The following is a 21054-nucleotide window of genomic DNA, read 5'->3' on the forward strand; positions in this document are numbered from 1 at the left end:
GCGCCCGTGACCCCCCAGCCCCCACAGTCCGCCGCCACCCGTGACCTGGTCGTCGCCCTCAGCCCCTTCGAGGAGCCCCGTCCGGGGATCGTGACCGCTGCCGAGCGCGCCGGGGCGCTCGGACTGCTCGACCTCGGCCGGGACGAGCGCGCCGCGCGGCGCGCTCTCGCGGAGCTGGGCCGCCGGCTCGGCGGCACCGGCCGGGGCAGCGGCACGGGCACGGGTACCGGTTCCAGCCAAAGCACCGGCCAAGGTGTCGGCACCGGCCGGGGCGCCGTGTCCGGCAGGTACGGCGTGCGGGTGCCTCCCGGCTGCCCGCTCGGGCCTGCGGACCTGCCGGCCGAGGTGGACACGGTCCTGCTCGCCGACCCCGCCGCGCACACCGCGGAGCAGGTGGCCGCCTGGGCCGCCGCGCCCGGACGGCCCCGGGTGTGGGCCGAGGTCACCAGCGTGGCGGAAGCCGCCGGCGCCGTGGCCGCCGGCGCGGACTCGCTCGTCGCCAAGGGGCACGAGGCCGGCGGCCGGGTGGGCGGGGCCACCACCTTCGTCCTGCTCCAGCAGCTGCTCGGGGACCCCGCGATCCGCGTGCCCGTACGGGCCTGCGGCGGGATCGGGCCGCACACGGCGGCCGCGGCCGTCGCGGGCGGAGCCGCCGGGGTGCTGCTCGACGTACAACTGGCCCTGACCGTCGAGGGCGAGGTGGGACTGCCGCCGGAAGTGGCGGCCGCGCTGCGGGCGATGGACGGCTCGGAGACCCGGCTGGCCGAAGGGCACCGGGTGTTCGCGCGGCCCGACCTGACCCCGCCCGAGGGGGCGGCGCCCGCGCTGCTCGGCGCCCGGGACCTGCGCGCGCAGCTGCTGCCCGTCGGTCAGGACGGGGCCGCGGCGGCCCGGCTGGCCGCGCGGTACCGGACCACCGGCGGTGTGCTCCAGGCCGTACGGGCAGCCGTCACCGAGCACCTCGCGGGCGCCGTACGGGCCCGGCCCCTCGGGCGGCCGCTCCCCGTCGCGCAGGGGCCGATGACCCGGGTGAGCGACCAGGCGGCCTTCGCCGAGGCCGTGGCCCTTGCGGGCGGGGTCCCGTACCTCGCGCTCGCGGTGATGGAGGGCCCGGACGTACGCGCGCTGCTGGCCGAGACCGCCGAGCGGCTCGGGGACCTCCCCTGGGGCGCGGGGCTGCTCGGCTTCGCACCGGCCGAGCTGCGGCGGGAGCAACTGGCGGCCGTGACCGACGCCCGCCCCCCGTACGCGATCATCGCCGGCGGCACTCCGGCGCAGGCGGCCCCGCTGGAGGCGGCCGGGATCCACACCCACCTGCACGTGCCCTCGCCCGGCCTGCTGGAGCGGTATCTCGCCGAGGGGGCGCGGCGGTTCGTCTTCGAGGGGCTGGAGTGCGGCGGGCACGTCGGGCCGCGCGCCTCGTTCCCGCTGTGGGAGGAGCAGATCGACCGGCTGCTGTCCTGCCCCGAGCCGGAGGCCCTGGACCTGCTGTTCGCGGGCGGGATCCACGACGAGCGGTCCGCCGCGATGGCGGTGGCGGCCGCGGCCCCGCTGGCCGAGCGGGGCGCCCGGATCGGGGTGCTGATGGGCACCGCGTACCTGTTCACCGAGGAGGCCGTGGCGGCGGGCGCGGTCCTGCCGGGCTTCCAGCGGGCGGCGGTGGAGTGCGCGGACACCGTGCTGCTGCGCACCGCGCCCGGACATGCCACCCGGTGTGCGGCCACCCCGTACGCCGAGACCTTCGAGGCGACCCGGCGGCGGCTCGCGGAGAGCGGGGTCGCACCGCGCGAGATGTGGGAGGAACTGGAGCGGCTGAACCTGGGGCGGCTGCGGATCGCCAGCAAGGGCCTGCGGCGGGCCGCCGACGGAGGTGGGCTGGAGCCCGTTCCGGAGGAACAGCAGGAAACCGACGGCCTGTTCATGCTCGGGCAGGTCGCCGCCCTGCGCACGGGGACCACCACCGTCGCCGCGCTGCACGCCCAGGTCACCGACGGGGCCACCGCGCTGCTGGAACGCCGGGCCCGGGACCTCGCCGCGCCGGCGGCCGCTGCGTCGGCCGCGGCCGACCCGCTCGACATCGCCATCGTCGGCATGGCCTGCGCCTACCCCGGCGCCCCGGACCTGGCCGCCTACTGGGCCATGGTGCTCGCCGGGACCGACGCCGTGACCGAGGTGCCGGCCGAGCGCTGGGACCCGGCGCTCTACTACGACGCCGACCCGGCCCGGGCCGGCGAGCGCACCCCCTCGCGCTGGGGCGGCTTCCTCGGCCCGGTGCCCTTCGACGCCCTCGCGCACGGCATCCCGCCCGCCTCCCTCTCCGGGATCGAGCCCGTGCAGCTGCTGGCCCTGGAGATCTCCGCGCGGGCCCTCGCGGACGCGGGCTACGGCAAGGACCGCACCTTCGACCGGTCCCGTACGTCGGTGGTCTTCGGTGCGGAGGCCGGTACCGAGCTGGCGGGCGCGTACGGGCTGCGCGCCCTGCACCCGGCCTACCTGGGCGAACTCCCCACCGAGTTGGACGAGCAGCTGCCGCGGCTCACCGAGGACTCCTTCCCCGGGATCCTCGCCAACGTGATCGCGGGCCGGGTCGCCAACCGCCTCGACCTGGGCGGCGCGAACTGCACGGTCGACGCCGCCTGCGCCTCCTCGCTCGCCGCGCTGGACCTCGCCTGCCGCCAACTGCGCGACGGCGACAGCGACATGGTGCTGTGCGGGGGCGCCGACGTGCACAACGGCATCAACGACTACCTGATGTTCGCCTCCGTCCGCGCCCTGTCGCCCGGCGGCCGCTGCCGCCCCTTCGACGCGGCCGCCGACGGGATCGCGCTCGGCGAGGGGGTGGGCGCGCTCGTCCTGAAGCGGCTCGCGGACGCGGAACGCGACGGCGACCGGGTGTACGCCGTGATCAAGGCGGTCGGCGCCTCCAGCGACGGCCGGTCCCTCGGTCTGACCGCGCCCCGGCCGGAAGGCCAGCGGCGGGCCCTGGAACGGGCCTACGCCCGGGCCGGCATCGCCCCGGGCGAGGTGGGCCTGATCGAGGCGCACGGCACCGGCACGGTCGTCGGCGACAGCACCGAACTGGCCGTTCTGAGCGCACTGTTCACCTCCTCCGGGGCCGCGGCCGGGTCGTGCGCGCTGGGCTCGGTGAAATCGCAGCTCGGGCACACCAAGTGCGCGGCCGGACTGGCCGGGCTGATCAAGGCGGCCCGCGCGGTCCACGCGGGCGTACGACCGCCGACCCTGCACATCGACACGCCGAACCCGGCCTGGCGGGCGGAGACCAGCCCCTTCACGTTCGACACGGAGGCCCGGCCCTGGGCGGTGCCCGTGGAGCGGCGGATCGCCGGGGTGAGCGCCTTCGGCTTCGGCGGCACCAACTACCACGCGGTGCTGGCCGGTTACGGGGGCGCGGAGGAGCCCCGGCACGGCCTGGAGGAGTGGCCGGCCGAGCTGTTCTGCTTCCGCGGCACGGACCGGCGGGCGGCGGGCCGGGCGATGGCGCGGCTCGCGGCCCGGCTGCAGGAGAACGACGCGGCCGGGCGGCCCTGGGCCCTGCGCGACCTCGCGGCGGAGGCGGCCGCGGACGGCGGCCCGGTCCAGGTTGCGGTCGTCGCCGCCGATCCGGACGAGCTGAGGGCCCGGCTGGAACGGGCCCGGACCTTCGCTCCGGGCGCGGGGGTCCACGTACGGGAGGAGTCGGCGGAGCCGGGCCTGACCGCGTTCCTGTTCCCCGGGCAGGGCAGTCAACGGCCCGGGATGCTCAGCGAGTTGTTCATGGCGTTCCCCGCGCTGCGCGGGCTCCTGGACGAGGCTCCGGGGGCGGTGGTGTCGGCGATGTTCCCCTCGGCGGCGTTCACCGCCGAGGGGCGGGCGGCGCAGCGGGCCTCGGTCACCGACACCCGGGTGGCCCAGCCGGCCCTCGGCCTGGCCGGGGCCGCGGTGCACCTGCTGCTCGGCGAGCTCGGCGTACGGCCGGACTGCGTGGCCGGGCACTCGTACGGGGAGCTCACCGCGCTGTGGGCGGCGGGGGCGTACGACACGGACAGCCTGCTGCGGCTGAGCGCGCGCCGGGCCGAGGCGATCGTGGCGGCCGCCGGCGCCGATCCGGGGGCGATGGCGGCGGTGTCGGCGGCGCCGGAGGAGGTCCGGGAGATCGCGGCCCGCGCCGGGTGCGTGGTGGCGAACCACAACGCACCCCGGCAGTGCGTGATCTCGGGCCCGACGGCGGCCGTGGCCGCGGCGGTGGCCGCGCTGCGGGAGGCGGGGCTGTCGGCGGAGCCGATCCCGGTGGCGTGCGCGTTCCACAGCGAGGTGGTGGCGGGGGCGGCGACCGCGCTCGCCGCGGAACTGGCGGGGACGGCGGTGACCGCGCCGGGCATCCCCGTCTGGTCGAACACGACCGCCGGCCCGTATCCGGCATCGGCCGAGGGCGTACGGAGCCTTGCGGCCGGCCAGGTCGCGGAGCCGGTCCGGTTCGTGGAGCAGGTGGAGGCCATGTACGCGGCCGGTGTCCGAACGTTCGTGGAGGCGGGGCCCGGCCGGGTCCTGTCCGGACTGGTCGGCCGGATCCTGCGCGACCGCCCGCACACGGTGGTCCCGCTGGACGTGCCGGGCGAGCACGGCCTGCTCCGGCTGGTCACGGCGCTGGCGGAACTGGCGGCGGCGGGCGTGCCGGTGGCGCCGGAGGCGCTGTTCCGCGGCCGGACCTCGCGCCTCCCGGACCGGGCCCCGCGACGGCCGGGCTGGCTGGTGGACGGCCACCTGGTCCGCACCGCGGACGGCACCCCGGTGGCGGGCGGCCTGCGCCCGGCCCGCCGGGTGTCCCCGACGGTCGCGTGGGGGAGTCCGGCGGCACCGGCCACCGAAGCGGGTGCTGGTGCGGTTGTCGGTGCGGGTGCTGGTGCGGGTGCCGGTGCGGTTGCCGGTGCGGATGGGGCCGCGGGTGCCGGTGCGGGCGCCGATCGGGGTGCGGCGCCGTTGCGGGGGCGCCGCCCCCGGACCCCCGCGCCTCAAACGCCGGCGGGGCTGGAATTGCCTGGTGCGGGATGGCCCGCAGGAGCGGGCACGGGCGCCGGCACCGGCTCGGCTGCCGAGGTGGCCGCGGGTTCGACGACGGCCGCCGACCGGCGTGACGAGGCGGTGCTGGAGTACCTCCGCGGCACCCGCGAACTGGTCGAGGCGCAGCGGGACGTCCTGCTCGGCTACCTGGGCACTCCTGTGGGTGCGCCGAACCGGGCGGCCCCGCAATGGTCTGCGGCCGAGCCGCCCGTCGCCGCGGTCACTCCACCCACCGCACTGCACGCCGCCCGGCCCGGCGGCGGCCCCGAGTACGCGGCCGGGACACCCGGCGGCCCGCGGCCCGGGAGGGCGGGCGGGCCCCTCCCCCCAGGCACGGCCGGGGTTCCCGGCACCGGGCCCGCCCCCGGCCCGTGGCCGGAAGACCGGCCGAACGGCCGGCACCCGCAGGGTGCGGCCGCGGGCACCGGGACACCCGGCGGGTTCCGGTCCGGAACGGCGGGCGGGGCGGAGGAGCCGGGCTCCGGCACCCGCACCCCGCACACCCGCAGCGCCCCTTCGGCCGAGGCGGTCATGGAGGTGGTCCTGGACATCGTCCACACCCGGACCGGATACCCCCTGGACATGCTCGACCCCGCGCTCGACCTGGAGGCGGACCTCTCCATCGACTCCATCAAGCGCGTGGAGATCATCGGCGCCCTGGCCGACCGGATCGGCCTCCCCCAGGACCCGGGCGGCTCCGCCGAGGCCGCGGTCGAGGAGCTCTCCCGGATCAAGACCCTGCGCGGCATCGTGGACTGGGTCACCGCCCACAGCGGCGCACCGGAGCCCGACCCGGACCCGGAGCCCCAGTCGGCGGCGGACGCGCAGCCCGCCGCGGAGCCGGTCGCCCGGCTCCGGGTGGACACGGTCCGCGTCCCGGCGGCCGGCGGCGACCCGGACTCCCTGCGCGGCCTGCGCATCGGGGTCGTCGAGGACGGCCAGGGCATCGCCCTCGCCCTGGGCACCGCCCTGGACGCCCGCGGCGCCGAGGTGACGATCCTGCCCGAAGCGGAACCGGGCTCCCGAGCCGAGGCCTGGACCGGCGCCGGGTGCGACGGGATCGTCGATCTGTCCGCGCTGCGGGCGGGGGCCGAGCCCGTGTTGCCCGAGGCGTTCCCCGGGCTGCGGCGGGCCCTGGTCGGCGGCGTCCGCCGGCTGCTGCTCGTGGGCGCTCCCGGCTCCCCCGGCGGCGCCGGCCTGCACGGCTTCGCCCGCAGCGCGGCGCTCGAATTCCCCGGCACCCTCGTCCGTGCCGTGGACGTCCACCCCAAGGAGGCCCCCGAGCAGATCGCCGCGCAGCTCCTCGCCGAGCTGAGCAGCGACGCCGCCGCCTCCGTCGGCTACACGGCCGAGGGAACGCGCGTGACCCGCCGTCCGGTACCCGCCCCCCTGCTCACCTCCGACGGACCGCCGGTCCTGGAGCCGGGCTCGGTGGTCCTGCTGACGGGCGGGGCCCGCGGGATCACCGCCCGCACCGCGCTCGCGCTGGCCCGCGCCACCGGATGCCACGTCGAGCTGGTCGGGCGCACCCCTGAACCGGCCGCCGGGGCCGACGGTTTCGGGCAGGCGCAGGACCGGGTCGCGCTGCGCGCCGCCCTGATCGCCTCGGGGCTCCGTACGCCCGTGGAGATCGAGGCGGCGGCCTCGCGGATCCTCGCCGAGCGCGAGGTACGGGCCACCCTGGACGCCCTCACCGCGACCGCGGCCTCCGTCCGCTACCACTGCGCGGACGTCACCGACGAGCGGGCCGTGCGGGCCGTCGTGGCCGGCGTACGGGAGCGCCACGGGCGGCTGGACGGCATCGTGCACGGAGCCGGGGTCCTGCGCGACGGGCTGCTGCGAGACAAGCAACCGGCGGACTTCGCCGAAGTGTTCACCACCAAGGTGGCCGGCGCACGCCACCTGGCCGCCGCGGCCGCCGAGCACGGGGCGTGGCCCGCGCCCCGGTTCCTGGCGCTGTTCGGCAGCGTCGCCGGGGTGTACGGCAACCGCGGGCAGAGCGACTACGCCGCGGCCAACGACGCCCTCGACGGTCTCGCGCACACCTGGGCGGAGTCCTTCCCGGGGCGGGTGCTGTCCGTCGACTGGGGCCCCTGGGCGGCGGATGCGGGCGGGATGGTCACCCCCGAGCTGGAGCGTGCGTACGCCCGGCGCGGCATCCCGCTCATCTCGCCGGACGCGGGTACCGCCGCGTTCCTCGCCGAACTGGCGCACGGGACCGACGTCCAGGTGGTCCTGATGGCATCCGCGCAGGAGGGCCGGGGCGATGAGTGAGCAGCGACGGCAGCGCGGCCCCCGGCCGACCGATGCCGCGATCGTCGGGATGGGCGCGGTCTTCCCGGGGGCCGCCGACCTGGCGGCCTACCGGCGCAACCTCCTCGCCGGTACGGACGCCATCGGCGAGGTCCCGCCGGGGCGTTGGGATCCCGAGGTGTACTACGACCCGGAGGGCGCCGCCGGACCCGCGGTCGGCGACCGGTTCTACTGCCGGCGCGGTGGTTTCGTCGACGGTCTGGCCGCCTTCGACCCGACCCGGTTCGGGATCATGCCGGCCGCCGTGGAGGGGGCCGAGCCGGATCAGATGCTGGCCCTGCACGCGACGGCCGAGGCGATCGCCGACGCGGGCGGCGAGGCGCGGATGCCGGCCGACCGCTCCCGGATCGGGGTGGTGCTGGGGCGCGGCGGGTTCATGGGTGTGGCCACGGCCCGCCTCGACCAACGGGTGCGTACCGCCCACCAGTTGGCTCAGACGCTGCGCGAGCTGGTGCCGGAGCTGGGCGAGCGGCGGATCGCGGCGGTGCGTTCGGCGTTCCAGGACGCGCTGGGTCCGGAGCGGCCGGACGCGTCGATCGGGCTGGTGCCGAGCTTCACCGCCGCCCGGACCGCGAACCGGCTGGACTTCCGCGGCCCCGCCTACACCCTGGACGCGGCCTGCGCCTCCTCGCTGTTGGCGGTGGACCAGGCGGTCGGGCTGCTGGCGTCCGGGCGCTGTGACGCGGTGGTCGCGGGCGCGGTGCACCACTGCCACATCGCGACGCTGTGGAGCGTGTTCACTCAGCTGCGGGCGCTCAGCCCGAGCGAGCGGATCCGGCCGTTCGACCGCCGGGCCGACGGGACCCTGCTGTCCGAGGGCACCGGGGTGGTGCTGCTCAAGCGGCTGGCGGACGCGGAGCGCGACGGCGACCGCGTCTACGCCGTCATCCGCGGGACGGGCGTGGCCGGGGACGGCCGGGCGGCGAGCCTGATGAGCCCGCTCGTCGCGGGCCAGGTACGGGCACTGGAGCGGGCCTGGCAGGAGGCCGGGCTGGATCCGCGGGCGCCGGGCGCGCTGGGGCTGCTGGAGGCGCACGGTACGGGCACGCCGGTCGGGGACGCCGCCGAACTGGACACCCTCGCCCAGGTGTTCGGCCCGGCCGAGCCGGGCGGAGCCGGGCCCGGGATCGGCTTCGGCTCGGTGAAGTCGATGCTCGGCCACACCATGCAGGCCTCGGGCATGGCCGGGCTGATCAAGGCCGCGCTCGCGGTGCACGAGGGGGTGCTGCCGCCGACGCTGCACCTGGAGGAGCCGCACGCGGACCTGGCGCGGACCCGGATGCGGCCGGTGACGGCGGCGGAGCCGTGGGAGCGCGGACCGGCGCCGCGCCGGGCCGGGGTCAACGCGTTCGGCTTCGGCGGGATCAACGCGCACGTGGTCCTGGAGGAGGCTCCGGCGGCCGTGCGCCCGCCGCTGCCGGTGAGGCGGTTCCTGCCGCTGGGAGCCCCGGCCGCGCCGGTGGGGCCGGCCGCGCGGGGCGACGTACTCCTGATCGGTGCGGACACGACGGCGGAGGTGTCGGCCCGGCTGGCGTCCGCCTCCCCGGTGCCGGGCGGTGACGGGCCCTGCCGGGTCGCTGTGGTCGGGCCGACGCCGCAGCGGCTCGCGCTGGCCGCGAAGGTGGTGGCGCGCGGGCGGCCGTGGCGGGGGCGCGGGGACGTGTGGTTCACGCCGGAACGCCTCGGCGGCCGGGTGGCGTTCCTGTTCCCGGGCCTGGAGCCGGAGTTCGCTCCGGTGGTGGACGACGTGGCGCGGCGGCTCGCGCTGGCCCCGCCCCGGCTCACGCGGGGCGCGTCGCTCGTGGAACGGGCCCTGGACGCCCTTGCGACGGGCCGCTTCTTCGCCCGGGTCCTGCCCGCGCTCGGCATCGAGGCGGACGTGCTGGCGGGCCACAGCCTGGGCGAATGGGCGGCGATGGTGGCAGCCGGGATGTATCCGCAGGAGGCGGCCGACACCTTCCTGGACTCGCTGCGGCCGGGCGACCTACGGGTCCCGGACCTCGTGTACGCGGCGCTGGGCTGCGGTGCGCAGCGGGCGGAGGCGGCGCTCCACGGCCTGGACCGGGTGGTGGTCAGCCACGACAACTGCACGCACCAGTCGGTGATCTGCGGCGAGCCGGAGCAAGTGGCCGCCGTGGTGGCGCGGTTGCGCGGTGACGGCGTGATGGGCCAGGAACTGCCGTTCCGTTCGGGCTTCCACACCCCGATGTGGGAGCCGTACCTCGGCCAGGTCCGTGCCGCGTTCGACCGGCTGCCGTTGCGGGCCGGCTCGCTCCCGGTGTGGTCGGCCACCACGTGCGCGCCGTTCCCGTCCGCCCCGGAGGACGTACGGGACCTGGTGGTCCGCCACCTGCTGGAGCCGGTCCGCTTCCGCGAGCTGACGCTGCGGCTGTACGAGGAGGAGGGCGTGCGCAGCTTCGTCACTCTGGGCCCGGGCAGCCTGCCGGGCTTCGTCGAGGACACCCTGCGCGACCGCCCCCACCTCTCGGTGCCCGTCTCCGCTCCCCGCCTGGACGGCCTGGCGGCACTCCGCCGGGCGTGCGCCGCCCTCTGGTCCGAGGGACACACCCCGCACTGGGAGCCCCTGGCCGAAACCCCGACCGCGGCGGGGCCGTCCGCCGGGCCTGCGGCAGCGGGCGTGGCGCAGCCCGCGGTGAAACGTCCGGCGGCTCCTCCGATGCCGGCGCCGGGGGCGGCGGGCGCGCCGATGCCCGACCCGGTGGGCGCTTCGGCGTCCGGGGTGGCGGAGTCGGCCGGGGCGGTCGGTGGGCGGTCGGGTGGGCGGGCCGCGGCCGGTGGGGCGGGGCGCAGCGTGCCGTTGGACCTCGGGTCCCCGCTGGTCCGCCTCGGGGAGGCGGCCAGGGCCTCCCTGGGCGGCCTCCTCGCCGGCCCGGCACGGCCCGAGGGTGCTCCCCCGGCCCCGGCCCCGGTGGCGGGGGCGGGAGCGGACCGGCCGGTACTGCTGAGCGCCCTGGACGCGGTGCTGGCCGACACCGGGTCGGCCGCGCGGGCCGTCACCGAGGCCTGGTCGGCAGGAGGACCGCCGAAGCCCCGGCCGGCAGCGGCCCGGGCCACGGCCACGGGCCCGGCCCCCGCCCCGGCCGCGGCCCCGGGCGTCGACGGTGCGGGAAGGGCCACGGGGAAGCACACCCTGCGCCTCTCCCTCGCCACGCACCCCTCGATACGCGACCACTGCGTGTACCTCCAGCCCGACGGCTGGCCGGAGGACTCCGACGGCTTCCCCGTCGTGCCCATGACCACGATGCTGGAGCTGGCCGCCGAGGCCGCACTGCGGTACGCCCCGCCCGGCCTCACCGGCCTCTCCGGCCTCGCCGTCCTCGGCTACGAAGACGTAAGGGCCCTGCGGTGGCTCGCCGTCGAGCCGGCCGTCGACGTCGAGGTCTCCGTCCGCGAGGACGGGCCCGGCCGGATGCGGGTCGGCCTCGGCCCGTACGCCTCGGTGGTCGTGCTCCTCGGCGAGCGGTACGGGGAGCCGCCCGCGCCCGACGACACGCCCCTGCGCGACGCCGGCCCCGCCCCGGTCAGCGCCGCCGCCCTCTACCGGGACCGGTGGATGTTCCACGGGCCGCGTTTCGCCGGGGTCCACGAGGTGCGGACCGTCGGCTCGGACGGCATCCACGGGGTCCTGCGGGCGCTGCCCGACCCGGGCGCCCTGCTCGACGCCGCCGGGCAGCTCTTCGGGCACTGGATGCAATTGCGGCTCCCGGTGGACCGGCTGGTGTTCCCGGCCACCGTGGACCGCATCCGGTTCTGCGGGCCGCCGCCGGCCCCCCACGACCTCGTCACCGCCACGGCCCGGATCCGCGAGGTGCACGACGTCACCGTGCGCGGAGACCTCGAACTGCGCCGGGCCACCGGCGAGGTGTGGGCCCGGATCGACGGGTGGACGTACCGCCGGTTCGGCGCCGACGAGCGGGTCTGGCCGATGAAGTTCACCCCGGAGGTCTGCGGCATCGGCGAGCCCCGGCCCGAGGGCTGGTGCCTGGCCCGGCGCCGCTGGACCGATCCCGCCTCCCAGGAGCTGGTGATGCGCCGCTACCTCGGCGCCGCCGAGCGCGCGGCCTACGAGCGGCTGTCGCCGCGGGCCCGGGCGCCCTGGCTGCTGGGCCGGATCGCGGCCAAGGACGCGCTGCGCGGCCTGCTGTGGGACGGCGGGGCCGGACCGGTGTTCCCGGTGGAGGTACCGGTCGGCAACGACCCGGCCGGCCGGCCGCTGGCCCAGGGCCCGCTGACCCGCGGCTTCCGGCTGTCGATCGCCCACAAGGACCGGATCGCGGTCGCCCTCGCCCACCCGACCCTGCCGGTCGGCATCGACGTGGAGCCGGTGACCTCCGACCCGGACGCGCTGATCCGGATCGCCCTCGGGCCGGACGAACTGCGCCTCGCCGAACGGCTGGGCGCCCGCGACGGCACCGGCCTGCCGGCCGCGCTCACCGCCCTGTGGTGCGCCAAGGAGGCCGCGGCCAAGGCGGAGGGCAGCGGGCTGGGCGGCCGGCCGCGGGACTGGCGGGTGACCGAAGACCCGGACACCGGAGCCCTGTTGGTGACGTCCCCGGACGGACACCCGTACCCGATCCGCACCGCGTCCGCCGACGTACCGCCGCTCGACCACGTCGTCGCCTGGACCGCCCACCCCGCGGCCCCCTCCCCCGTCCCCTTCCACCTCACGGAGACCCGTCATGGCACCTGACATCCTCGCCGAGATCACGGACATGCTCGTGGAGATCGTCGGCGACGAGTACCTGCTCGCGGAGGAGGTCACGATGAAGACGACGTTCAACGAGGACCTCGCCCTGGAGAGCATCGAGTTCGTCGCCCTCGCCGAGCTGCTCCACCACCGCTACGGCGCCGAGGTGGACCTGATGGGCTTCCTCGCCGAGAAGGACATGGACGCCATCCTGGCCATGTCCGTCGGTGAACTCGTCGCCCACATCGGCCGGATCACCCACACCTCCCTGGCCCACGTCTCGGCGGGGACCTCGCCCGCCTCGGCCGGCTGAGCCCGCCATGGCCTTCGTCCTCGCGGGCTCCCTGCGCTTCCACGTCCAGCGGCTCCCGGCACCCACCGGCGCCGACGCCCCCGACCGGCCCGTCGTGGTGTTCCTGCACGGACTGGTCGTCGACAACCTCTCCTCCTTCTACTGCCCCCTGGCCGTGCCGGTGGCCCGGTCCGGGCACGAGGTCGTCCTCTACGACCTGCGCGGCCACGGCCGCACCGAACGCCCGGCCACCGGCTACGACAGCCGCACCGCCGTACGGGACCTCTTCTCCCTGCTGCGTGCGCTGGACCTCGGGCAGCGGCCCGTCCACCTGGTCGGCAACAGCTACGGCGGGACCCTCGCCCTGCACGCCGCCCTGGCCCGGCCCGACCTCGTCACCGGGCTCACCCTCCTCGAACCCCCGCTCGGCGGGGCCTGGGTGGAGAACATGGTGGACACCCTGTCGGCCGCCGCGCTCAGCCTGGAGGACAGCCCGGTGCCCGCCGAGCTGCTCACCCTGCGCCTGCGCAAGGCCGCCAACCTCACGGCCATCGCCGACTCCCTCCTCAACCGCACCTCGCTCATCGACGACATCGCCGCGAGCCGCACCTTCGCCCCGGCCGACTACGCCCGGCTGCACTGCCCGGTGCTGGTCGTCTGCGGCGAGCACTCCGAACTGGTCCCGGGAGCCCGGGAGCTGGTCCGCCACGCCCCGCACGGCGCGCTGCGGATCCTGCCGGACCTGGGCCACGACGTCCTGAAGGAGAGCAGCGGGGTCCTGCGGGAGTCCGTGCTCGCCCATCTCGACACGACGGCCGTGGTGGCGGCCCGGCCGCGGGCGGGGGTGCTGGTGCCGTGAGGGTGCTGTTCACGGTGCCGCCGCTGGCGGGGCACGTCAATCCGACCGTGGCCGTCGGGGCCGAACTGGCCGCCCGGGGGCACGAGGTCGCCTGGACCGGACCGGCCGCGGCGCTCGCCCGGCTGCTGCCCGCGCAGGCCCGGATCCTGCCGGCGGGCGAGGACGTGGGCGGCGGCTACTCGGCGCTGCACGAGCGCTGGCGCGATCTGCGCGGGGTCGGGGCGCTGCGGTTCCTGTGGGAGGAGGCGCTGGTGCCGCTGGCCCGGGCGATGGTGCCCGGGGTGACGCGGGCCGTCCGCGCCTTCGGGCCGGACGTGCTGGTCGCCGACCAGCAGGCGCTGGCCGGTCCGCTGGTCGCCCGGCGGCTCGGCGTTCCGTGGGCGACGTCCGCCAGTACGTCGGCCGAACTGACCCGGCCCTTCGCGGACTTCCCGAAGGTCGGCGAGTGGGTGGCCGGGCAGATCTCCGGCCTGCTCGCGGAGTACGGCGCGGCGCGGGATCCGGGGGGCTGGGACCCGCGGTTCTCCGAGCGGCTGGTGCTGGTCTTCTCCACGCCCGAACTCGTGGGGTCCGCCCGTGACTTCCCGCCGCACCACGCCTTCGTCGGGCCGGCCTTCGGGGCCCGCCCGCCCTCGCCCGGCTTTCCCTGGCAGCGGCTCGACCCGGCGCGACGGCGGGTCCTGGTGTCCCTGGGCACCCTCAACCAGGAGGCCGGCGCCCGGTTCTACGGGGCGGTGCTCGGGGCCGCCGAACGGCTCGCCGAGGAGGTCCAGTTCGTGCTGGCGGCGCCCGCCGCACTGATCGGGGCGGCGCCAGACCACGTACTGCTCCAGGAGAGCGTCCCCCAGCTGGAACTGCTGCCGCACCTGGACGCGGTGGTCTGCCACGCCGGCCACAACACCGTCTGCGAGGCCCTCGCGCACGGGCTGCCGCTGGTCGTCGCCCCGATCCGGGACGACCAGCCGATCGTGGCCCGGCAGGTGGTGGAGGCCGGGGCGGGGATCCGGGTGCGGTTCGGCCGGACCCGGGCCGAGGAACTGCGCGACGCGCTCACGGCCGTGCTGGACGAACCCGGCCCCCGCCGGGCCGCCCGGCGCATCCAGGCCTCATTCGCCGCGGCGGGCGGGGCTGCCGCCGCGGCCGACCGGTTGGAGAAACTGTCATGACGCCACCCCCGCTCTCCCGGGTCCCGTGGACCTCCGCGGTACTCCTGGCCGTGCTCGGCGCGGGCACGGTCCGCGCCGGGCGCCGGCTGCGGGCGATCCCGGTGCTGCCGGTGCCCCCGTCCGCGGCGGCCGGGGTACCGCGCGCCGCCGGGTGGCGGCTGCTCACCGCCCGGGGGGTCGAGGCCGACGCGGGCACCTTCCTCACCGCCTGCGCGTACGCCGAGGGGGAGGGCCTGCGGGTGCTGGACCTGCTGCCCGCGGACCTGGCCGCCGAGCGGGCGCTGGGGCTGCTGCGGCTGGTCGACCCCGTCCGCTACCGGCAGGACCGGCTCGGCGAGGGGCGCGGGGCCGGGTTCGCCGTCCTCGTCACCGAGGAGGTGCTGGCGCGGGCCGGGGTCGATCCGGCCGGGCCGCGCCCGGGGCCGGCCGAACTCCTCGCGCTGACCCGCCGGTTGAAGGAGTACGCGGCCGACGCCACGGGGCTGGCCATCGCCCCCGGCCTGAGCTGCGCGGGGACCGGAAGGACCACGGGTCCGACGCGGGCCGCCGAACTGCGGGCCCAGGGGCTGCCGCCGGGTGCGCTGGCCGCGGCGCAGCTCGGCGGGCTGGCGCTGCTGGCGGGCGTCGCCGTCCGCCAGGGCCGGTGGGGCCTCGCCGCGGCGGGGCTGTACTGGCTCCAGCCGTACCTCGCGCTCGGCGGGCCCGGCTCCCCGCTGCGGCCCGCTGACCTGGCCCGGGCCACCGCGGCCCGCCCGGTACGCTCCCTCGGCGCTGCCCTGCGTACGGCCGCGGCGGCGGGCAAGGCCCCGGACGCCGGGGACACCGGCCCGGACGCCGCTGCCCGTGCCGCCGCCTACCGAGAGGAACTGGCCGACGGCACCGGGCACTTCTTCGAGCCGCGCCGCCCGGACTGCCCGTGGTGCGGCTCCGCCCGGCTCACCGTCCGGGTCCGGGTGCCCGACCTGCTGCAGGGCAAGCCGGGGCGCTTCACCCTGGAGCAGTGCGGGGACTGCGGGCACGTCTTCCAGAACCCCCGGCTGACCGTGGAGGGCCTGGACTTCTACTACCGCGACTTCTACGACGGACGCGGCGGCGAGGGCGCGGGCACGGTCTTCGGACGGCTCGGCGCCGCCTACCGGGGACGCGCCGAGATGCTCCTCCCCCACGCCGAACCGCTGTCCTGGCTCGACGTCGGCACTGGGCACGGCCACTTCTGCAACGCGGCGCGGGCCGTCTGGCCGCGGACCCGGTTCGACGGCCTCGACATGGGCGACGGGGTGCGCGAGGCGGAGCGCCGCGGCTGGGTGGAGAGCGGATACCAGGGCCAGTTCCCGGAGTTCGCGTCGAAGCTGGCGGGCCAGTACGAGGTGGTCAGCATGTACCACTACCTGGAGCACACCCGGGATCCGCTCGCCGAGCTGGACGCGGCGGCCGCGGTCCTCGCCCCCGGCGGGTTCCTGACCATCGAGCTGCCCGACCCGGAGTCGCGGATGGCCCGGCTCCTCGGTCCGGCGTGGCTGCCGTGGTTCCAGCCGCAGCACCAGCACCTGGTCCCCGCGGCGAACCTGCGCGAGGCGCTGGCCGACCGGGGGTTCACCGTCCTCGCCGAGGAGCACGGCCCGGCCCACCAGGGCAACGACTTCTTCGGCGCGGTGGCCCTCACGGCGACGCGGCTGGCCCCGGACCCGGACCGGCCGTGGGGCCCCCCGCCCACGCCCCGCACCCGGGCCCTCGCGGCGGCCGTACGGGTGGCCACGCTGCCGTGCTTCGCCGGCGCGGCGGTACTCGACGCCCTGCGCACGGCGGCGGCCCACCGCACGGACGGCGGAAACGCCTACCGGATGCTGGCCCGCAAGGACGACCTGTGACGGGCCCGGAGCCCGCCGGCCCCCGGCCGGCCCCGGCCGCCGCCGGCTCACCCCCGGCAGGCGGCGCCACCACCCAGGCAGGCCCGGCCGGTGCCCCCCGCGGGGGCGACTTCGGTTTCGCTGCCCGCCCGGGCGAAGCCGAGTCCCGCGCCCCCGCCGGAGGCGAATCGGCCGCCCCCGCAGCCACCGCCCAGGCGAGCCCCGCCGATGCCTCCCGCAGGGGCGACTTCGGTTTCGCTGCCCGCCCGGGCGAAGCCGAGTCCGGTGCTCCCGCGGGAGGTGGGTCCGCCGACCCCGCCGGAGGCGACCTGGCTCGGCGGGCCACCGCCGATCCGCTGTTCCGCCTCGTCGCCTACGCCCTGGAGGCCGCGCACGGCCGGCCCCCCACCGCCGTGTGGAGCGCCCCGTACGCCTTCCACCTGGGCTCCCCCGGGCTGGTCGCGGCGGCCGGCTGGCCCACGGCCGCCGCCGCGGCCCCGCGCACCGACGGCCTGGTGCGGCTCAGCTCCCTCGGCCATCCCGCGGACAGCTGTGATCTGCCGCTGTCCCTGTCCGGGCCGCCGCCCGACGCCCCGGCCTGGGCGGTCCGGCCGTACGCCGTGCTGCGGGCGCTGGCCCGGGCCGGGTACGGCCGGGGCGGGACCGACCTGCACGTGCAGGGCTCGCTCACGGGTGCCGCCGGGCTGGCCACGGCGGAGCCCGCCGAATGCGCGGTGGCGCTGGCGGTAGCCGACGTACACACGGCGGCCGGTGAGCAGCCCGACCGCGAGCACCTGGCCCGGCTGCTGGCCGGAGCGCTGCCGGACGGGGACGAGGGCCTGCGGCGGGCGGTGTTCTTCGCCCGGCCGGGCCGGGCCCTGCTGCTGAGCCCGGAGCCCCGGCGGCGGCAGCGGTACGTCGTCTTCGACCCGGCCGCCTCGGGGGCGCGGCTGGTCCTGGTCGCCGTCCGCGGCGAGGCCGCGGACCGGCCCGGGGAGCTGGCGCGCGCGGTGGCCTGCGCCCGCCGGGCCGGTGCGCTCAGCGCCTGGCAGCCCGGGCAGCAGCCGGGCCGGAGCGTGCTGGTGCTGCTGCCCGAGGCGCGCATGGCGGCGGTGCGGGCCGCGGTCGCGGAGGACTTCCGCGACCGGGACCGGCCCGTACCGCGGTTCTTGAACGTCGCCGTGGCCGGGGCCGCCCGGCGCGAGGACTGACCCCACCCGGGCAGCCATCGTCCCCACCCGGAGCACCCGAAACACCGGGACACCGAGGACACCGAGGACACCGAGGACACCCACCGCACCTACAACCAGGAGGAACCACCCATGCCCACACCCCTTCCCTCACCGACGGCGCGCGCGAGACGCAGGGCCCGCTGGTCCGCGCTCGTGGCCGGGATCGGCACGCTCTGCCTGCTGGGCGCCTTCACCGTGGCCAACTCGCAGGCAGCGGAGAGCGGTTCCGCCCCGATGAGTGCCGCCGCCGCACTGCCGTCGTACGACCACGTGCTGGTCGTCGTGTACGAGAACAAGCAGTACGGCGAGATCATCGGCAGCGCCAACGCCCCGTACATCAACCAGCTCGCGAACGGCGGTGCGAGCCTGACCGCCATGAAGGCGCTGACCCACCCGAGTCAGCCGAACTACTTCAACCTCTTCTCGGGGGCCACGCAGGGCATCACGGGCGACGGCTGCTACGTCCCGCAGTCCATGACGGCGCCCAACCTCGGCCAGGAGCTGATCGCGGCCGGCAAGACGTTCGCGACGTACAACGAGGACCTGCCGAGCGAGGGGTCCACCGCCTGCACGAACGGCCAGTACGCGCAGAAGCACAACCCGTGGTTCGCCTTCAAGAACGTGCCGCTGAACACCGGCAAGACGTGGACGCAGTTCCCGCAGAACAACTTCGCGGCCCTGCCCCACCTGTCCTTCGTCGTCCCCAACCAGTGCAACGACATGCACTCGTGCTCCGTCGGCACGGGTGACACCTGGACGAAGAACAACATCGACGCCTACGCGCAGTGGGCGAAGGCCAACAACAGCCTGCTGGTGCTGACCTGGGACGAGGACAACTTCCTGGGCTCCAACCAGATCGCCACCGTCTTCTATGGGGCGCACGTCAAGACGGGCAAGTACGCCACCCCCTTCAACCACCACCACCTGCTGCGGACCTTCGAGGACCTCTTCGGCACGACGCACGCGGGCAACGCGGCCAACGTCCAGCCGATCAGCGAGGTGTTCCAGACCTCGACGGACCCCACGCCCACACCCACACCGACCCCCACCTCCACCCCGACACCCACTCCGACGCCGACCCCCACCCCGACCGCGGGTGAACTGAAGCTGGCCAACCCGGGTCCGAAGACCTGCAAGTTCAACCAGTCCTGCACCATCCAGCTCAGCGCCACCGGCGGCAAGCCCCCGGTCCGGTACGCGGCCACCGGCCTGCCCTGGGGCCTTACCGTCGACGCGGTCACCGGCCGGATCAGCGGAAAACCGTGGGCCACCGGCACGCTCCAGATCACCGCGACCGCCACCGACACCGCGGGCGCCACCGTCACCGCCGCGTTCCCGCTCACCGTCAACTGGTTCTAGACCTCCCGGGAGGCATCCGTGTACCTGTCGACCAGCCGGGCGTCGGACATCGCCGGGGACACCCGCACCCCCGCTCCGAAGGGCCCGCTGAGGGCCGTCCCCGGCACGGTGTTCGCGCTCGGACTGGTCAGCCTGGTCACGGACGTCTCCGCAGAGATGGTCACCGCCGTCCTGCCGTTGTACCTGATGGCCGGACTCGGCATGTCCCCGCTCGCCTTCGGCGCCCTGGACGGTCTTCACCAGGGCGCCACCGCGCTGCTGCGCCTCGCCGGCGGGCGGATCGCGGACCGCACCCGCCGCCGCAAGCTGGTCGCGGGCACCGGCTACGCGCTCTCCGCCGTGTGCAAGGCGGCTCTGCTCGCCGTCACCACCCCCTGGTCGGTGGCGGCGGTGCTCGCCGCCGACCGGACCGGCAAGGGCCTGCGCACCGCCCCGCGCGACGCGTTGATCTCGCTGTCCGTTCCGCCGGAGCAGCAGGGCCGCGCCTTCGGGGTGCACCGCGCGCTGGACACTGCGGGCGCCCTGCTGGGGCCGCTGGCCGCGTTCGGCGTGCTGTGGGTGGCGGTGGACGGGTACGCGGCCGTGTTCACCGTGAGCTGCTGCCTCGCCGTCCTGGGGGTGGTGCTGCTCGCGCTCTTCGTGCGGGAGGCCCCCGCGCCCGTGCCCGTCGCCGCCCGGGCTCCGCTGCCGCCCGTACGCACCCTGCTACGGCTCCCCGGCCTGCGGCGGCTCTGCCTGACCGCGGCCGTGCTCGGCCTGTTCACCGTCGGGGACGGCTTCCTCTACCTGCTGCTCCAGCGCCGGCTGGACCTGTCGGTGGCGTACTTCCCGCTGCTGCCCGTCGGCACGGCGGGGGTGTTCCTGCTGGCCGCGCTGCCCGCGGGCCGGTTCGCCGACCGGATGGGCCGTCGCCGGGTCTTCCTCGGCGGGCACGTGCTGCTGCTCGGCGCCTGCCTGCTGCTCCTGGCCCCGGTACCGGCCGGGGCGCTCCTGGTCGTCGGCGTGCTCGCGTCGCTCGGCCTGTTCTACGCAGCCACCGACGGGGTGCTGATGGCGGCCGCCGGGCCGCTGCTCCCGCCCGAGCTGCGCACCACCGGGCTCGCGGCGGTCCAGACGGCGCAGGCGCTGGCCCGGTTCGCGGGTTCGCTGCTCTTCGGGGCGGCCTGGACCCTGTGGGGGCCGGGCCCGGCGCTGGGCCTGGCGGCGGGCGGGCTGCTGCTGTCGCTGGCGCTGGTCGCCGTGTTCGGCGGGCCTCGGGCGGGCGGGGCGTCGTAGGCTCGGGACATGCCGGAATCGCAGCCGACTCTCGAAGGCAGGGTGGCCCTCGTGGCCGGGGCGACGCGCGGCGCGGGCCGGGGCATCGCCGTCCAGCTGGGCGCGCGGGGCGCGACCGTGTACGTGTCGGGGCGCAGCACCACGGGCAGGCGCTCGGAGTACGACCGGCCCGAGACCATCGAGGAGACCGCCGAGCTGGTCACCGCAGCGGGCGGGCGCGGGATCGCGGTGGTCGCCGACCACTTGGTGCCGGGCGAGGTCGAGGCGCTGGTCCGGCGGATCGACACCGAGGAGGGACGTCTCGACGTCCTGGTCAACGACGTCTGGGGCGGGGAGCTGCTGTTCGAGTGGGACGGCACGGTCTGGGAGCACGACCTGGACAAGGGGCTGCGGCTGATGCGCCTGGCGGTGGAGACCCATGCCATCACCAGCCATTTCGCCGTGCCGTTGCTGCTGCGCGAGCCGGGCGGGCTGGTGGTGGAGATGACGGACGGCACCGCCGAGTACAACGCGAGCCGCTACCGGGTCTCCTTCTTCTACGACATCGCCAAGTCCTCGGTCCTGCGGATGGCGTTCGCGCTGGGGCACGAGCTGGGGCCGCGCGGCGCCACGGCGGTGGCGCTGACCCCGGGCTGGCTGCGCTCGGAGATGATGCTCGACGGCTTCGGGGTGACGGAGGCGAACTGGCGCGACGCCCTCTCCGAGGTCCCGCACTTCGCCATTTCCGAGACCCCGTCGTACGTGGGCCGGGCGGTGGCGGCGCTCGCCGCTGACCCGGACGTGGCGCGCTGGAACGGCGGGTCCCTGTCCAGCGGGCAGCTCGCCCGGGTCTACGGCTTCACCGACCTCGACGGCAGCAGGCCGGACGCCTGGCGGTACATGGTCGAGGTCCAGGACCCGGGCCTCCCTGCGGACCCGACCGGCTACCGGTAGACCACGGGGCGG

General features: G+C 76.9%; 10 protein-coding genes. All 10 read left to right on the forward strand.

Annotated elements, in window-relative coordinates:
• Nucleotides 1-6: 6 nt before the first annotated feature.
• The 10 genes from OG534_RS04850 (at nucleotide 7) to OG534_RS04895 (ending at nucleotide 21042) form a co-directional block, all read left to right on the forward strand.
• Nucleotides 7-7332 carry an SDR family NAD(P)-dependent oxidoreductase gene (locus tag OG534_RS04850; RefSeq protein WP_326586828.1) on the forward strand — a complete coding sequence of 2442 codons (7326 nt, stop codon included), beginning with the start codon at nucleotides 7-9 and terminating at the stop codon, nucleotides 7330-7332.
• Nucleotides 7325-12082, forward strand: a complete 4758-nt coding sequence (locus tag OG534_RS04855; protein ID WP_326586829.1) for a polyketide synthase — start codon at nucleotides 7325-7327, stop codon at nucleotides 12080-12082. Before OG534_RS04850 ends, OG534_RS04855 begins: the two co-directional genes overlap by 8 nt.
• Entirely contained in the window at nucleotides 12072-12392 is a 321-nt protein-coding gene (locus tag OG534_RS04860; RefSeq protein WP_326586830.1) for an acyl carrier protein, read from the forward strand. The genes OG534_RS04855 and OG534_RS04860 overlap by 11 nt, the downstream gene beginning before the upstream one ends.
• A 7-nt stretch (nucleotides 12393-12399) precedes the next feature.
• On the forward strand, nucleotides 12400-13230 hold the full coding sequence (locus OG534_RS04865; RefSeq protein WP_326586831.1) for an alpha/beta fold hydrolase: 831 nt from the start codon (nucleotides 12400-12402) through the stop codon (nucleotides 13228-13230).
• 2 nt (nucleotides 13231-13232) lie between these two features.
• Entirely contained in the window at nucleotides 13233-14396 is a 1164-nt protein-coding gene (locus tag OG534_RS04870) for a glycosyltransferase (RefSeq protein WP_326593462.1), read from the forward strand.
• Nucleotides 14393-16264 carry a class I SAM-dependent methyltransferase gene (locus OG534_RS04875; protein ID WP_326586832.1) on the forward strand — a complete coding sequence of 624 codons (1872 nt, stop codon included), beginning with the start codon at nucleotides 14393-14395 and terminating at the stop codon, nucleotides 16262-16264. Before OG534_RS04870 ends, OG534_RS04875 begins: the two co-directional genes overlap by 4 nt.
• Nucleotides 16261-17454, forward strand: a complete 1194-nt coding sequence (locus OG534_RS04880; RefSeq protein WP_326586833.1) for a galactokinase — start codon at nucleotides 16261-16263, stop codon at nucleotides 17452-17454. The genes OG534_RS04875 and OG534_RS04880 overlap by 4 nt, the downstream gene beginning before the upstream one ends.
• 111 nt (nucleotides 17455-17565) lie before the next feature.
• On the forward strand, nucleotides 17566-18834 hold the full coding sequence (locus OG534_RS04885; protein ID WP_326586834.1) for an alkaline phosphatase family protein: 1269 nt from the start codon (nucleotides 17566-17568) through the stop codon (nucleotides 18832-18834).
• 18 nt (nucleotides 18835-18852) lie between these two features.
• Entirely contained in the window at nucleotides 18853-20109 is a 1257-nt protein-coding gene (locus OG534_RS04890) for an MFS transporter (RefSeq protein WP_326586835.1), read from the forward strand.
• A 9-nt stretch (nucleotides 20110-20118) separates the two neighbouring features.
• The gene (locus tag OG534_RS04895) at nucleotides 20119-21042 is read left to right on the forward strand and encodes an SDR family oxidoreductase (RefSeq protein WP_326586836.1); all 924 of its coding nucleotides are present in this window, start codon (nucleotides 20119-20121) and stop codon (nucleotides 21040-21042) included.
• Nucleotides 21043-21054 lie beyond the last annotated feature (12 nt).

The sequence above is a fragment of the Streptomyces sp. NBC_01294 genome (genome assembly GCF_035917235.1).
Classification (GTDB): Bacteria; Actinomycetota; Actinomycetes; order Streptomycetales; family Streptomycetaceae; genus Streptomyces; species Streptomyces caledonius.

Excerpts from the sequence above, each read along its gene's own strand:
- OG534_RS04865 (WP_326586831.1), top strand. The coding sequence starts at position 12,400 with ATGGCCTTCGTCCTCGCGGGCTCCCTGCGCTTCCACGTCCAGCGGCTC.
- OG534_RS04885 (WP_326586834.1), top strand. The coding sequence starts at position 17,566 with ATGCCCACACCCCTTCCCTCACCGACGGCGCGCGCGAGACGCAGGGCC.
- OG534_RS04855 (WP_326586829.1), top strand. The coding sequence starts at position 7,325 with ATGAGTGAGCAGCGACGGCAGCGCGGCCCCCGGCCGACCGATGCCGCG.
- OG534_RS04860 (WP_326586830.1), top strand. The coding sequence starts at position 12,072 with ATGGCACCTGACATCCTCGCCGAGATCACGGACATGCTCGTGGAGATC.
- OG534_RS04895 (WP_326586836.1), top strand. The coding sequence starts at position 20,119 with ATGCCGGAATCGCAGCCGACTCTCGAAGGCAGGGTGGCCCTCGTGGCC.
- OG534_RS04875 (WP_326586832.1), top strand. The coding sequence starts at position 14,393 with ATGACGCCACCCCCGCTCTCCCGGGTCCCGTGGACCTCCGCGGTACTC.